This is a genomic window from Mycolicibacterium canariasense (assembly GCF_002101555.1).
Lineage (GTDB): Bacteria > Actinomycetota > Actinomycetes > Mycobacteriales > Mycobacteriaceae > Mycobacterium > Mycobacterium canariasense.
Map to the genome: position 1 here is coordinate 1 of NZ_LQOL01000040.1, position 14557 is coordinate 14557.

The window sequence follows — 14557 nt, forward strand, 5'->3', positions numbered from 1 at the left end:
CCCCGCCGGCGCAGCCCCGGCCGTACCCGCAGGAGCCCGCTCCGACGCCACCGCCGGCGCCCGGCACCCCCGCACCCGGCGCGCCCGCACCTGCTCCGGGCGCACCGGCACCCGCTCCCGGCGCGCCGGCACCGGCACCCGCGCCGCCGGGCACGCCGGACGCCAAAGCCGACCTGGCCCAGCGCATTTCGGATGAGAAGCAGCTGCGGCAGAGCACCGATCAGAGCATCCAGCTGCTGGCCCTGCAGTTCCAGGCCACCCGCTGCAACGACGAGGACGTGCTGGCCGGCAACGACGACCCCAACCTGCCCCTGGTGACCTGCTCCACCGACCACTCCACGGTCTATCTGCTGGACAAGTCGATCATGAGCGGTGAGCAGATCGAGAGCGCCAGTTCGGGTCTGGACCAACAGCGCGGTGACTACGTGGTCGACGTGCAGTTCAAGAGTGAGGGCGCCAAGATCTGGGCGGACTTCACCGCCGCCAATGTCGGCACCCAGACCGCGTTCACGCTCGACTCGCAGGTGGTCAGCGCGCCGGAGATCCAGGAGGCGATTCCCGGCGGGCGCACACAGATCACCGGGCGGTTCACCCAGGATTCGGCGCGTGAGCTGGCCAACGTGCTCAAATACGGTTCGCTGCCGCTGTCGTTCGAATCGTCGGAAGCCGAAACCGTCTCGGCCACACTCGGATTGACCTCATTGCGGGCCGGCCTGATCGCCGGTGCGATCGGTCTGGCGCTGGTGTTGGCCTACGCACTGCTGTACTACCGCGTGCTGGGGCTGTTGACGGCGCTGTCCTTGGTGGCGTCCGGGGCCATGGTGTTCGCGCTGCTGGTGTTGCTGGGCAGATATATCAACTACACCCTGGATCTGGCCGGTATCGCCGGTCTGATCATCGGTATCGGTACCACCGCCGACTCTTTCGTGGTGTTCTTCGAACGCATCAAGGACGAGATCCGTGAGGGCCGGTCCTACCGGTCGGCGGTGCCCCGCGGCTGGGCCCGCGCCCGCAAGACCATCCTGTCGGGTAACGCGGTGACGTTCCTGGCCGCGGCGGTGCTCTACGTGCTGGCCGTCGGTCAGGTCAAGGGCTTTGCCTTCACCCTCGGCCTCACGACCATCCTCGATGTGCTGGTGGTCTTCCTGGTCACCTGGCCGTTGGTGTACCTGTCGACCAAATCCGCGACGCTGTCCAAGCCGGCGTTCAACGGCCTCGGGGCGGTCCAGCAGATCGCTCGCGAGCGGCGTGTCGCGCACACCACGGGACGGGGATGACAGATGGCGGCCAAGAACAGCACTGACAGCAGCGACGTCGAAACCGGCGCCGTCGAGGCACCGGCCTTGGACGCGGCCGAATCGTCGAACCTGCCGCAGCACAGCTTCTTCGTCCGGCTCTACACCGGCACCGGCGCCTTCGAGGTCATCGGCAAGCGCAAGATGTGGTTCATCATCAGCGGCCTCATCGTCGCGGTCGCACTCGGCGCGATCCTGCTGCGCGGCTTCACCTTCGGCATCGACTTCGAGGGCGGCACCAAAGTGTCCATGCCCGTCGACGGCGCCAAGGGGCAGGCAACCGCAGAGCAGGTCGAAACGGTGTACGGCAAGGCGCTGGGCCACGCCCCGGAATCGGTGGTGCTGGTCGGCAACGGCGCGTCGGCGACCGTGCAGATCCGCACCGAGACGCTGAGCAATGCCGACACCGAGAAGCTGCGGGTGGCGCTGTTCGACGCGTTCGAGCCCAAGGGCTCCGACGGCAAGCCCAGCAAGCAGGCCATCAGTGATTCGGCCGTGTCGTCGACTTGGGGCGGCCAGATCACCAAGAAGGCGGTGATCGCGCTGGTGGTGTTCCTGGTGATCGTCGCCATCTACATCACCGTGCGCTACGAGCGGTACATGGCCATCTCGGCGCTGGCGGCCATGTTCTTCGACATCATCGTCACCGCGGGTGTGTACGCGCTGGTCGGTTTCGAGGTCTCCCCGGCCACCGTCATCGGTCTGCTCACCATCCTGGGTTTCTCGCTCTACGACACCGTCATCGTGTTCGACAAGGTGGAGGAGAACACCCACGGGTTCGAGCACACCACCCGGCGCACGTTCGCCGAGCAGGCCAACCTTGCGGTGAACCAGACCTTCATGCGGTCGATCAACACCAGCCTCATCTCGCTGCTGCCGATCCTCGCCCTCATCGTGGTGGCGGTCTGGCTGCTCGGCGTCGGTACGCTCAAAGACCTGGCGCTGGTGCAGCTGGTCGGCATCATCGTCGGTACCTACTCCTCGATCTACTTCGCCACCCCACTGCTGGTGACGATGCGGGAGCGCACCGATCTGGTGCGGACGCACACCAGGCGTGTACTGCGCCGGCGCGCCGCGGCGGCCGGTGGTGCGCCGGCCAAGGGTGTCGTCGAGGATTCCGTCAGCACCGTCGAGGACGCCGACGACACGGCCACCGTGACCACCCCGGCACCGGACAAGCCCGTTCCCGGGGCACGTCCGGCCCGGCCGAACCGACCATCGGGCAAGCGGCGTCGCTAGTGCGCGGGCGGGCGATCACCCGGACCGGTGCGGCGCTGGCCGCGCTGACGCTGGTGGCTTCCGCATGCTCGAGCGGGTCCGACCACGTCATCGACTACGCCGTCGACGGCACGCTGATCACCTATAACACCAACACGGTGGCCGGCGCCGCGTCGGGAGGACCGCAGGCCTTCGCGCGGGTGCTCACCGGTTTCACCTACCGCGGGCCCGACGGGCAGGTCATCGGCGACCGCGACTACGGCAGCGTCGCGGTGGTGGGCCGGGCGCCGCTGGTGCTGGACTACGAGATCAACGCCAACGCGGTGTACTCCGACGGCAAACCGATCACCTGCGATGACATGGTGCTGGCCTGGGCCGCACAGTCCGGGCGCAATCCCGGCTTCGACGCCGCCAGCACCGCCGGTTACCGCGACGTCGCCACGGTGGACTGCGCGCCCGGCCAGAAGAAGGCGCGGGTGACGTTCGCGCCGGACCGCGGCGTCCTCGATTACGGTCAGCTGTTCGGTGCCACGTCGCTGATGCCCTCGCATGTGATCGCCGATGAGCTCGGCCTCGGCGACGGGGCGGTGACCACCGCCCTGCAAACGGGGGACGCCCCGGTGATAGACCGGATCGCGCAGACCTGGAACACGCTGTGGAACCTCGGGCCCGATATCGACCGTAAGCGCTTCCCGTCGTCCGGTCCGTACCGGATCGAGTCGGTGACCAAGGACGGCGCGGTGGTGCTCACCGCCAACGACAAGTGGTGGGGTGCCAAGCCGCTCGCGCAGCGGGTGACGGTATGGCCCAGGGGCGCCGACATCCAGGACCGCGTCAACCGCGGGGAGTTCGACATCGTCGACATCGCCGCCGGGTCGTCGGGAACGCTGAACCTGCCCGCCGGATACACCCGCGCCGACAGCGCGTCGGGCGGGATCGAGCAGTTGATCTTCTCGGCGCAGGGGCCGATGGCCGCCCCGTCGGCCCGGCGGGCGCTGGCGCTGTGCACACCACGCGACACCATCGCCCGTAATGCCGGCGTGCAGATCGCCAACGCCCGGCTCAGCCCCGCCGCAGACGACGCGCTGTCCGCGGCCGAAAGCGTAGGGGAGGCAGGTCAATTCGCGGTGGCGAACGCCGACGCCGCCCGGGCTGCGCTGAACAACCAGCCGCTCACGGTGCGGATCGGCTACCAGAGCCCCAACGCCCGCCTGGCCGCGACGGTCGGCTCGATCGCGCAGTCCTGCGCGGCGGCCGGGATCACCGTCACCGACGCATCCGGTGATTCCGTGGGCCCGCAGAGCTTGCGGGACAACAACGTCGACGTGCTGATCGGCAGTACCGGCGGCGCCGTCGGTAGCGGATCCACCGGATCGTCGGCGTTGGACGCCTACGATCTGCGGTTCGGCAACGGCAACAATCTGTCCGGGTACGCCAACGGGCGTATCGACGGGATCATCGACGCGCTGGCGGTGACCGCCGATCCCAAGGAGTTGAGCAGGCTGCTCGGCGAGGCCGGGCCGATCCTGTGGGGCGATATCCCGACTCTGCCGCTGTACCGTCAACAGCGCACGCTGCTCACGTCGAAGCGGGTGTCGGCGGTGCAGTCCAATCCGACCCGATGGGGCGCCGGCTGGAACATGGACCGCTGGGTCCTAGGAGGATGAAACAGGGTGAGCCATGTCTGACGCCGCGGCCGTGATCGCCGAACTGACCCGCAACGTCGCCGACTTCCCGCAGCCCGGCATCCAGTTCAAGGACCTCACCCCGGTGCTCGCCGATGCCCGCGGGCTGGCCGTTGTCACCGACGCGCTGGCCGAGGCGGCCGACGGCGCCGACCTGATCGCCGGTATCGACGCCCGCGGATTCCTGCTCGGTGCCGCGGTGGCGCTCAAGCTCGGCACCGGCGTGCTGGCGGTGCGCAAGGGTGGGAAGCTGCCGCCGCCGGTGCACGCCGAGCGCTACGACCTGGAGTACGGCTCGGCCACCCTGGAGATCCCGGCCGACGGTATCGACATGACCGGCCGGCGCGTGCTGGTGATCGACGACGTGCTGGCGACCGGCGGGACGCTGGCCGCGGCGGCTCGGCTGCTGGAACGCAGTGGGGCGCACGTCACCGGGGCCGCGGTGGTGCTGGAACTCTCGGGGCTCGACGGACGTTGCGCGGTACAGCCGTTGAGGGTCACCAGCCTGACCACGGTGTGAACGGCGTCAGGGCTATCCTTTAACTCCAGGAGGTGATCATGCCCGACGAACCCGTCACGGGGCAGACCGTCGCGGTCCCGCCACAGCCGGGGGACACCGCGGCGCTGGACACCTCCAAGATCAGTGCCTCGCGCCGGGTGCGGGCCCGGCTGGCCCGCCGGATGACCGCGCAGCGCAGCTTGGTGAACCCGGTGCTGGAACCGCTGGTGGCGGTCCACCGGGAGTTCCATCCGAAGGCCGATCTGGCGATCCTGCAGCGCGCCTACGAAGTGGCCGAGCAGCGGCACGCCACCCAGATGCGAAAGTCCGGCGACCCGTACATCACCCATCCGCTGGCCGTGGCCAACATCCTGGCCGAACTCGGTATGGACACCACCACGCTGGTGGCCGCGTTGTTGCACGACACCGTGGAGGACACCGGCTACTCGCTGGAGGCGTTGACCGCCGACTTCGGCAGCGAGGTCGGTCATCTCGTCGACGGGGTGACCAAGCTGGACAAGGTGGCGCTGGGCACCGCGGCCGAGGGCGAGACCATCCGCAAGATGATCATCGCGATGGCCCGTGATCCGCGGGTGCTGGTGATCAAGGTCGCCGACCGGCTGCACAACATGCGCACCATGCGCTTCCTGCCGCCGGAGAAGCAGGCGCGCAAGGCCCGCGAGACGCTGGAAGTCATTGCCCCCCTTGCCCATCGACTGGGCATGGCCACGGTGAAATGGGAACTGGAGGATCTGTCCTTCGCGATCCTGCACCCCAAGCGCTACGAGGAGATCGTCCGACTGGTGGCCGACCGGGCGCCGTCGCGGGACACCTATCTGGCCAAGGTGCGGGCCGAGATCGGCGCGGCGCTGAGTGCGATGAAGATCAGCGCGAAGGTCGAGGGTCGGCCCAAGCACTACTGGTCGATCTATCAGAAGATGATCGTCAAGGGCCGCGACTTCGACGATATCCACGACCTGGTGGGTGTGCGGATCCTGTGTGACGACATGCGCGACTGCTACGCCGCCGTCGGGGTGGTGCACTCACTGTGGCAGCCGATGGCAGGCCGGTTCAAGGATTACATCGCCCAGCCGCGCTACGGCGTGTACCAGTCGCTGCACACCACGGTGGTCGGCCCGGAGGGCAAGCCGCTGGAGGTGCAGATCCGCACCAACGAGATGCACGACACCGCGGAGTTCGGTATCGCGGCACACTGGCGGTACAAGGAGGCCAAGGGCCGCAACGGTTTACCGGCCGGGCACACCGCCGCCGAGATCGACGAGATGGCCTGGATGCGCCAACTCCTGGACTGGCAGCGGGAAGCCGCGGACCCCGGGGAGTTCCTGGAGTCGCTGCGCTACGACCTGGCCGTCCAGGAGATCTTCGTGTTCACCCCCAAGGGGGACGTCGTCACGCTGCCCACCGGGTCCACCCCGGTGGACTTCGCCTACGCGGTGCACACCGAGGTCGGGCACCGGTGCATCGGGGCTCGGGTCAACGGCCGGCTGGTGGCGCTGGAACGCAAGCTCGAAAACGGGGACCAGGTCGAGGTTTTCACCTCCAAGGCCACCACGGCGGGCCCGTCCCGGGACTGGCAGACGTTCGTGGTGTCCCCGCGTGCCAAGGCCAAGATCCGGCAGTGGTTCGCCAAGGAGCGCCGGGAGGAGGCGCTGGAGGCCGGCAAGGACGCCATTGCCCGCGAGGTGCGCCGCGGCGGACTCCCGTTGCAGCGCTTGCTCAATGCCGAGTCGATGGCCGCGCTGGCGCGCGAGCTGCACTACGCCGACGTGTCGGCGCTGTACACCGCCGTCGGCGAGGGGCACACCTCGGCGCGGCATGTGGTGCAGCGCCTGGTGGCCCAACTCGGCGGCGACGACGAGGCCGAGGACGAGATCGCCGAGCGGTCCACGCCGGCCACCATGCCGGTGCGGCAGCGCACCTCCGACGATGTCGGCGTCTCGGTGCCCGGCGCGGTCGGGGTGCTGACCAAACTCGCCAAGTGCTGCACGCCGGTGCCCGGCGACAGCATCCTCGGGTTCGTCACCCGCGGCGGCGGAGTGAGCGTGCACCGCACCGACTGCACCAACGCGGCGTCCCTGCAGCAGCAGTCCGAGCGCATCATCGAGGTGCACTGGGCGCCGTCACCGTCGTCGGTGTTCCTGGTGGCCATCCAGGTGGAGGCGCTCGACCGGCACCGGCTGCTCTCCGATGTCACCCGGGTGCTCGCCGACGAAAAGGTGAACATCCTGTCGGCGTCGGTGACGACGTCCAACGACCGGGTGGCGATCAGCCGGTTCACCTTCGAGATGGGCGACCCCAAGCACCTCGGTCATGTGCTGAACGTGGTGCGCAATGTCGAGGGTGTGTACGACGTCTACCGGGTGACGTCCGCGGCGTGAGCCGCAATCAAGCCTGGGCGGCGTGAGCCGCAATCAAGCCTGAGCGGCGTGACGCGTGCTCCACGCGCCGACCCCGGCGGCACCCAGGCAGGCCAGGGCCACCGCACCGGCGAACCACGGGAAGACCGCGTGCAGCCCCCACTGGGTGGCGGCCCAGCCGGCGATGATGGTGGGCACCGCCATGGCGGTGTAGGCCAGCAGATAGAACGCCGACATCGTCTCGCCGCGGCGGTCGGCGGGCACCACGTCGGACAGGTGGCGCAGGGAGCCGCCGAACCCGAGTCCGAAGGTGGCGCCCAGCAGCGCGGCGGCGGCGAACACCAGCCATTGATTGTGGGTGGCCAGCACCGGGATGGTGACCAACAGTGCCAACGCCATCCCGATATCGCCGTAGATGGCGGCCCGGTGCGCGGGCACCCGGGTGGACCACAGCTGGGCCAGCGCGGCCGCGAACGCCGTGGTGCCCACCACGATGCCGCCGAACACCAGATTGTGTACGTGGGTGTGCTGGGCGGCCAGCGAGGGATACAGCGAGAGCAGCACGCCGAGCACCGACCAGGAGGCGGCCGCACCCAGGGCGGCGAACCAGAAGTCGCCGCGGATGTGGGCGGGCACGGCGGGCCGGGCGATCCGGATGGGGCCGCGGGTGCGGGCCAGGTGCGGTTCGCGCAGCGCGATCACGCCGATGCCCACCACGGCGACGATGGCCGCCACCACCGCGTACGGCGTGCGCATGGGGTGCGGGGCGTACTGGGCCAGGATCGCGGTGCCGACGATGGCGACCGTCATGCCGATGTTGAACGCGACGCCGGACAGCTGGCCGGAGCGCACCCGGTGGTGCGGCCGCAGATCCAGCAGCGCCGCGGCACCGGCGACCACGATGGATCCGACGGCCGCGCCGTGGATGACGCGGGCCAGCAGCAGCATGACCATGCTGTCGGCGATCAGGAACACACCGAGCCCGACGATCATGGCGACCAGCGCGCCCAGCAGTACCGGCTTGCGGCCGATCGCGTCGGAGATGCGGCCGGATACCAGCACGGCGCCGAGAGCGGCCAGCGCGTAGACGGCGAAGATGATCGTGGTGGCCAGCGGGGTGAGGTGCCAGACCTCTTCGTACATCCCGTACAGCGGGGCGGGCACTCCGGAGACACCCAGGGCGACGCCGCTCAGCACCAGCAGCAGGGTGTAGGCACCCCGCTGAACCTCGACGGGGGCGGCCACGTCAGCCGTCACGTTGTCTCCTCACCGGGTGTGGTCTCGACACAAGTTCTCCTGGCAACGCCCGGCTCGGCCGTGATCATCTCAACGCTGTGGGTGACACGGGTCTCACCGGCTGCGATACTGCGACGATGCGCGCAGCCCTGGTAGCCGTCGCCGCCGCCCTGACCGTCCTGCTGGGCGGTTGCGGCTCCACCATCAAACCCGAGGGCGCCGCCGAGCAGGTGGTCAAGGTGGTGTCCAAGACCGGGTTCAAGCCCACCGACGTGATCTGTCCGTCGGGTGTCAAGGCCGAGGTCGGGACGGAGTTCGACTGTCATTTCACCGGGCCCGACGGTGACTACACGGCGCATATGAAGATCACCAAGGTCAACGGCGACGACGTCGAGTTCTACATCCAGTCCAAGCGCAACTAGATCAGTTCGATCGCCTCGGCGATGGACGGCAGCACCCGGCCCGGCCGGAACGGATAGCTGGTGATATCCGCCTCGGTGGTGGAGCCGGTGAGCACCAGGATGGTGTCCAGGCCGGCTTCGATGCCGGCGACCACATCGGTGTCCATCCGGTCACCGACCATGACCGTCGTCTCCGAGTGCGCCGCGATGCGGTTGAGCGCGCTGCGGAACATCATCGGGTTGGGTTTGCCGACGAAGTACGGTTCACGTCCGGTGGCCTTGGTGATCATGGCGGCGACCGAACCGGTGGCCGGCAGCGGCCCCTGCGCGGACGGGCCGGTCACGTCCGGATTGGTGGCGATGAACCGGGCGCCGTCCCCGATGAGGCGGACGGCCTTGGTGATTGCCTCGAACGAGTACGTCCGGGTCTCACCGAGCACGACGAAATCGGGTTCGGTGTCGGTCAGGGTGTAGCCGATCTCGTGGAGCGCGGTGGTGAGGCCGGCCTCGCCGATGACGTATGCCGAACCGCCGGACAGCTGGTCGTCCAGGAACGCCGCGGTGGCCAGGGCCGAGGTCCAGATGGCTTCCTCCGGCACGCTCAGGCCGGACCGGCTGAGCCGGGCGGCCAGATCCCGCGGGGTGAAGATCGAGTTGTTGGTCAGCACCAGGAACGGCCGGTCCTTCTCGGTGAGCCGGGCCAGGAACTCGGCGGCGCCGGGAAGGGCGTGCTCCTCGCGTACCAGGACGCCGTCCATATCGGTCAGCCAGCACTGCGCGGGCAGACGCGGCCGCGCCGACGAGTCGACGGTGCCGCCGATGGCGGTTGGGGTCCGCATGAAATATGCTCTCCTGGTTGGGTTTTCGAGTGTCACGCCGCACGGCATGCACCCGCTGACTCCAGCCTAGTCGCCGTCGCGCTACCGCACCCGCACTGTCGAGATGTTCACCGGGTCGGCCGGCTTGCCGTCGTCGCCGCCACCGGTGACGCCGCCCGCGGCGATCTGATCGAGCACCGTCAGTCCCGTCTCGTCGATGGTGCCGAACGCGGTGTAGGTGGGTGGCAGCTGCGAGTCCCGGTACACCAGGAAGAACTGGCTGCCGTTGGTGCCGGGCCCGGAATTGGCCATCGCCAGCGTGCCGCGCGGATAGATCACCGGAGTCTTGGTGGCCGGATCGGTCAGCCGGTACTGGTTGGTCGGGTACTCGTTGGGGAACTGGTAGCCGGGCCCTCCTTTGCCCGTCCCGGTCGGGTCACCGCACTGCAGCACGCCGAGTTCGCCACCGGTGGTCAGCCGGTGGCACGGCGTCCCGTTGAAGAATCCCTGCGCGGCCAGGCTGGCGAAGTTGTTGACCGTGCACGGCGCCTTGGCGTTGTCGAGTTCGACCGGAATGGCGCCGCGATCGGTGGCGATGACGCCGGCGACCGTCGCGGGAACGGTCGGCACCTTGCCCATCCGCGGCGGGGCCACCGGCCGGGCGGCCTTCTCGGTGGTCGGCAGGTACTGGCAGTTGGCGCCCAGATTGACCGGCGGCTTGAACGAGGGTAGCGGGGTGCCGGCCGCCGGCGCGGCGGTGCGTCCGGGGTCCGATTCGTAGCGGTCCAGCCCGTTGCGGAAGTCCTCCAGTACCAGCCGGGTCAGCACGATGCCGACCACCAGCGCCAGGGTGCCCAGCACCGTCACCACGTAGCCGATGATCAGGCCGGCGATCGCCATCCCGCGCCCCTCCTCGCCGGTGCGCTTGATCTGCCACAGCGAGAGGTGGCCGAACACGACGCCCAGCGGGGCGATCAGGAACGCACAGACCAGCGAGGCGATCGCCAGCGCGTTGGTGGGCCGGCCGGGCGGTGGGGGATACCCGGGCGGCGGATAGCCAACCGGCGGTGGGCCGTACGGCGGGGGAACCGTCACCGACTCAGTCCAGCTGGATCGACTTCACCGTGACCTCTTGTGCGGGCTTGCCGTCCTGGCCTCCGCCCGCGACCCCGGCCTCGGCGATCTTGTCCAGCGTCTCCAGGCCCGTCTTGTCGATGGTGCCGAACACGGTGTAGTTCGGCGGCAGCTGCGAGTCCTGGTAGACGAGGAAGAACTGGCTGCCGTTGGTACCGGGCCCGGCGTTGGCCATGGCCAGGGTGCCGCGCGGGTAGAGCACCGGCTGTTGCAGCGCCGGGTTGTCGGGCTGGTACTGGTTGGTCGGGTACTCGTTGGCGAACTGGTAGCCCGGGCCGCCGGTGCCCGTCCCGGTCGGGTCGCCGCACTGCAGCACCGCGAGGCCGCCGGTGGTCAGCCGGTGGCACTGCGTGTCGTTGAAGTAACCCTGCTGGGCCAGGCTGGCGAAGCTGTTCACCGTGCAGGGGGCCTTGGCGTTGTCCAGCTGCAGGCCGATATTGCCCTGGTTGGTCGCCATGCTGACGCTGATCTGCGGCGGATCCGTCGGCACCTTGCCGGTCCGCGGCGGGTTGACCTTCTTGCTGGCGGCTTCGGTGGTCGCCGGGTACTGGCAGTTGGCGCCGAGGTCGGCGGGTGCGGCGAAGGCGGGCAGCTTGCCGTCGGCGGCCGGCTGCGCTGCCGCGGAGGTGGACGAGCTGGGCGAGGCCGACGCCGTCGCGCTGCCGGAATCCTTGTTCGTGTAGATGACGGTGAACACCGCGGCGCCGGCAACCACGATCACGCCGACCACCGAGGCGATGATGGTGAAGAGCCGCCGCCGGCGGGCCTGCGCGGCCCGGCGCTCCAGCTGTCGGTCGAGCTTGCGCTTGGCCGTTTCCCGTCGCTGCTTGTTGGTCGGCACCGCCGCTGTCCTCCTACGTCAGGGTCATACTCGGCACCGAGTGTGCCAGGCGTTACTGGATGCGTGTGCCGCGACCCGCGGTCGCCCGAGCGCGCATGGGAAAATGGCGCGGTGTTGATCACCGGATTCCCGGCCGGCGTGCTGGCGTGCAATTGCTACGTCGTCGCGCCGCACGACGGTGCCGACGCGGTCATCGTCGACCCGGGGCAGCGGGCCTCGGGGCCGTTGCAGCGGATCCTGGACCGGCACCGGCTCACCCCGGCGGCGGTGCTGCTCACCCACGGCCACATCGATCACATGTGGTCGGCGCAGAAGGTGGCCGACACCTACGGCTGCCCGGTGTTCATCCATCCCGAGGACCGCGCGATGCTGACCGATCCGATCATGGATCTCGGTTCGGGACTCGTGATGGGGATCGGCAAGCGGCTGGTGGGCGCGTTCTTCACCGAGCCGAAGCAGGTGGTCGAGCTCACCGGTGACGGTGATCTGCTCGACCTCGGCGGTATCCCCGTCACCGTCGACCACACGCCCGGGCACACGCCCGGTTCGGTGGTGTTCCGGATCGGCCGCAGTGCCTTCACGGGGGACACCCTGTTCAAGGGCGCGATCGGCCGCAGCGACCTGCTGGGCGGCAGCGGCCGGGCGCTGCTGACGTCCATCGTCAACAAATTGTTGGTGCTCGACGACGACACCGTGGTACTACCTGGGCACGGCCCGAAGTCCACGATCGGCATCGAGCGCCGCACCAACCCCTTTCTCGAAGGTCTGACCCTGTGAGTGAACGCCGTGTCTGAATTCAAAGCACCCAAAGGGGTGCCCGACTACCTCCCGCCGGACTCCGCGCAGTTCGTCGCGGTGCGCGACGGCTTGCTCGGCGCCGCCCGGCGGGCCGGCTACGGCGATATCGAGCTGCCGATCTTCGAGGACACCTCCTTGTTCGCCCGCGGCGTCGGGGAATCCACCGACGTGGTGAGCAAGGAGATGTACACCTTCGCCGACCGCGGTGAACGGTCGGTCACGCTGCGCCCGGAAGGCACCGCCGGTGTCATGCGGGCGGTCATCGAACATGGTCTGGACCGCGGTCAGCTGCCGGTGAAGCTGTGCTACGCCGGGCCGTTCTTCCGCTACGAGCGTCCGCAGGCCGGCCGGTACCGCCAGCTGCAGCAGGTCGGTGTCGAGGCCATCGGCGTCGACGACCCGGCGCTGGACGCCGAGGTGATCGCCGTCGCCGATGCCGGGTTCCGCTCGCTGGGGCTGGACGGTTTCCGGTTGGAGATCACCTCGCTGGGCGACGACACCTGCCGGCCGCAGTACCGGGAGTTGTTGCAGGAGTTCCTGTTCAAACTCGACCTCGACGAAGAGACCCGGCGCCGCGCCCAGATCAACCCGCTGCGCGTACTCGACGACAAACGCCCCGCCGTGCGGGAGATGACCGCCGATGCGCCGCTGATGCTCGACCACCTCTCCGATGTGGCCAAGGCCCACTTCGAGACGGTGCTGGCACACCTGGATGCGCTCGGTGTGCCGTATGTGGTCAATCCCCGGATGGTGCGCGGCCTGGACTACTACACCAAGACGACGTTCGAGTTCGTGCACGACGGGCTGGGTGCCCAATCCGGGATCGGCGGCGGCGGGCGTTACGACGGGCTGATGCGCCAACTCGGCGGCCAGGACCTGTCCGGTATCGGCTTCGGTCTCGGGGTGGACCGCACCCTGCTGGCGCTGCGGGCCGAAGGCAAGACGGTCGGTGCGGCCGGTCGCGTCGATGTGTACGGGGTGCCACTGGGGGAGACGGCCAAGCTCGAACTGGCCAAGATCGCCGCGGCCCTGCGGGCCGCGGGTGCCCGTGTCGACCTGGCCTACGGGGACCGCAGCCTCAAGGGTGCGATGAAGGGTGCCGACCGCTCCGGCGCGCGCCTGGCGCTGGTGGCCGGTGACCGCGACATCGAGGCAGCGACGATCGGCGTCAAGGACCTGTCCAACGGCGAGCAGACCGATGTCCCGGCCGCGGACGTGGTGTCCGAGGTGCTGTCCCGGCTCGGTTAACGCCTGGTCATCGCCGCGGTGAGCACCTGGTCCAGGTTGCCGATACCGCCGCCGAACGGGTTGCCGCGCTTGAGGATCCGCGTTCCCGACGGGGTGACCGCGACCAGCATCGCCGAGCTCGAGGTGGCCCGCATCCGGCGTTCGACCCGCACCTGGTCCAGCGGCACGATCGGTCCGCCGGCCCCGCCCCGGTAGGTGCCGAGCGCTCGGTCGAACACCGCCACGGGGGTGAAGGTGTTCAGCGGTGCGCCGCGGCGCCGCCGGATCGACCTGACCAGGAACACCACCTCGGTCCCGAAGGCCAGGCCGACCCCCAGAAAGCCGATGCCCACGCCGATGGGCAGCTCGGGGGTGAACAACGCCACCATGCCGAAGCCGACGCACACCAGGGTCAGTATCGCCACGACGAAGGTCGCGATCTCCGTCGCGCCGCTACCGCGGTCGATCACCAGAACCTCGGGGCCTCGTTCGGCGATCACCAGCCCACCGTGTTCGGCCAGCACCTGTGGCTGCGGCGGTTCGGTCATCACCACACTCTAGGGTCGGGCGTATGCGAGTTCTGGTGCAACGGGTGACCTCGGCGCGGGTGCTGGTCGACGGCGAGACGGTCGGGCGGATCGAGCCGCAGCGGCAGGGCCTGCTGGCGCTGGTCGGCATCACCCACACCGACGATTCCGCCGTCGCGGTGAAGATGGCCGAAAAGCTATGGCGGCTGCGGATTCTCGACGACGAGAAAGCCGCCGCCGACGTCGGCGCACCGATCCTGGTGGTCAGTCAGTTCACCTTGTACGCGAACACGGTGAAGGGGCGCAGGCCGTCGTGGAACGCCGCGGCGCCCCGGCCGATCGCCGAACCGCTGATCGACACCTTCGCCGGTGCGCTGCGTGACCTCGGCGCGACGGTCGATACCGGCGTATTCGGCGCCGACATGGCGGTGGAACTGGTCAACGACGGACCGGTGACGGTGCTGCTGGAGTTGTGAACAGGCCGGTGCCCTCAGATGGCG

General features: G+C 69.2%; 14 protein-coding genes. 9 read left to right on the plus strand and 5 right to left on the minus strand.

The window, feature by feature from the left end:
* The 5 genes from secD to AWB94_RS08775 form a co-directional block, all read left to right on the plus strand.
* Positions 1–1277: protein translocase subunit SecD (gene secD / locus AWB94_RS08755; protein ID WP_109790506.1), on the plus strand; the 1277-nt coding region annotated here is incomplete at its 5' end.
* Between the two features lie 3 nt (positions 1278–1280).
* On the plus strand, positions 1281–2534 hold the full coding sequence (gene secF, locus AWB94_RS08760; protein ID WP_062659293.1) for a protein translocase subunit SecF: 1254 nt from the start codon (positions 1281–1283) through the stop codon (positions 2532–2534).
* A complete protein-coding gene (locus AWB94_RS08765) occupies positions 2534–4180 on the plus strand; it encodes an ABC transporter substrate-binding protein (RefSeq protein ID WP_062659292.1) in 1647 nt (548 codons plus the stop codon). Before secF ends, AWB94_RS08765 begins: the two co-directional genes overlap by 1 nt.
* 13 nt (positions 4181–4193) lie before the next feature.
* Complete coding sequence (locus tag AWB94_RS08770; protein ID WP_036403635.1) at positions 4194–4718, plus strand: adenine phosphoribosyltransferase; 525 nt, start codon at positions 4194–4196, stop codon at positions 4716–4718.
* A gap of 38 nt (positions 4719–4756) precedes the next feature.
* The gene (locus tag AWB94_RS08775; protein ID WP_062659367.1) at positions 4757–7096 is read left to right on the plus strand and encodes a RelA/SpoT family protein; all 2340 of its coding nucleotides are present in this window, start codon (positions 4757–4759) and stop codon (positions 7094–7096) included.
* A gap of 33 nt (positions 7097–7129) precedes the next feature.
* Here the strand turns inward: AWB94_RS08775 and AWB94_RS08780 are convergent, their stop codons facing one another.
* Positions 7130–8332 (minus strand): MFS transporter, encoded by a 1203-nt coding sequence (locus AWB94_RS08780; protein ID WP_062659291.1) that lies wholly within the window; start codon positions 8330–8332, stop codon positions 7130–7132.
* 116 nt (positions 8333–8448) lie between these two features.
* Between AWB94_RS08780 and AWB94_RS08785 the strand changes: the two genes are divergently transcribed.
* Positions 8449–8733: a DUF4333 domain-containing protein gene (locus tag AWB94_RS08785; RefSeq protein ID WP_062659290.1), complete on the plus strand. Its 285-nt coding sequence runs from the start codon at positions 8449–8451 to the stop codon at positions 8731–8733.
* Here AWB94_RS08785 and AWB94_RS08790 read toward each other — a convergent pair.
* The 3 genes from AWB94_RS08790 to AWB94_RS08800 form a co-directional block, all read right to left on the minus strand.
* The gene (locus AWB94_RS08790; protein ID WP_062659366.1) at positions 8730–9470 is read right to left on the minus strand and encodes an HAD-IIA family hydrolase; all 741 of its coding nucleotides are present in this window, start codon (positions 9468–9470) and stop codon (positions 8730–8732) included. The two genes, AWB94_RS08785 and AWB94_RS08790, sit on opposite strands and share 4 nt — an antisense overlap.
* A 162-nt stretch (positions 9471–9632) precedes the next feature.
* On the minus strand, positions 9633–10625 hold the full coding sequence (locus AWB94_RS08795) for a peptidylprolyl isomerase (protein ID WP_062659289.1): 993 nt from the start codon (positions 10623–10625) through the stop codon (positions 9633–9635).
* A gap of 4 nt (positions 10626–10629) precedes the next feature.
* Positions 10630–11505 (minus strand): peptidylprolyl isomerase, encoded by an 876-nt coding sequence (locus AWB94_RS08800; protein WP_062659288.1) that lies wholly within the window; start codon positions 11503–11505, stop codon positions 10630–10632.
* A gap of 111 nt (positions 11506–11616) precedes the next feature.
* Here AWB94_RS08800 and AWB94_RS08805 point away from each other — a divergent pair, with 111 nt between their 5' ends.
* Together AWB94_RS08805 and hisS are read left to right on the plus strand one after the other, a co-directional pair.
* Positions 11617–12282, plus strand: a complete 666-nt coding sequence (locus tag AWB94_RS08805; RefSeq protein WP_062659287.1) for an MBL fold metallo-hydrolase — start codon at positions 11617–11619, stop codon at positions 12280–12282.
* A 9-nt stretch (positions 12283–12291) separates the two neighbouring features.
* Positions 12292–13551 (plus strand): histidine--tRNA ligase, encoded by a 1260-nt coding sequence (hisS, locus tag AWB94_RS08810; protein ID WP_165605389.1) that lies wholly within the window; start codon positions 12292–12294, stop codon positions 13549–13551.
* Here the strand turns inward: hisS and AWB94_RS35730 are convergent.
* Positions 13548–14078, minus strand: a complete 531-nt coding sequence (locus AWB94_RS35730) for a hypothetical protein (protein WP_234811667.1) — start codon at positions 14076–14078, stop codon at positions 13548–13550. The genes hisS and AWB94_RS35730 overlap by 4 nt on opposite strands.
* A 23-nt stretch (positions 14079–14101) precedes the next feature.
* Between AWB94_RS35730 and dtd the strand changes: the two genes are divergently transcribed.
* A complete protein-coding gene (dtd, locus tag AWB94_RS08820) occupies positions 14102–14533 on the plus strand; it encodes a D-aminoacyl-tRNA deacylase (RefSeq protein WP_062659285.1) in 432 nt (143 codons plus the stop codon).
* The last annotated feature ends 24 nt before the right edge of the window (positions 14534–14557 follow it).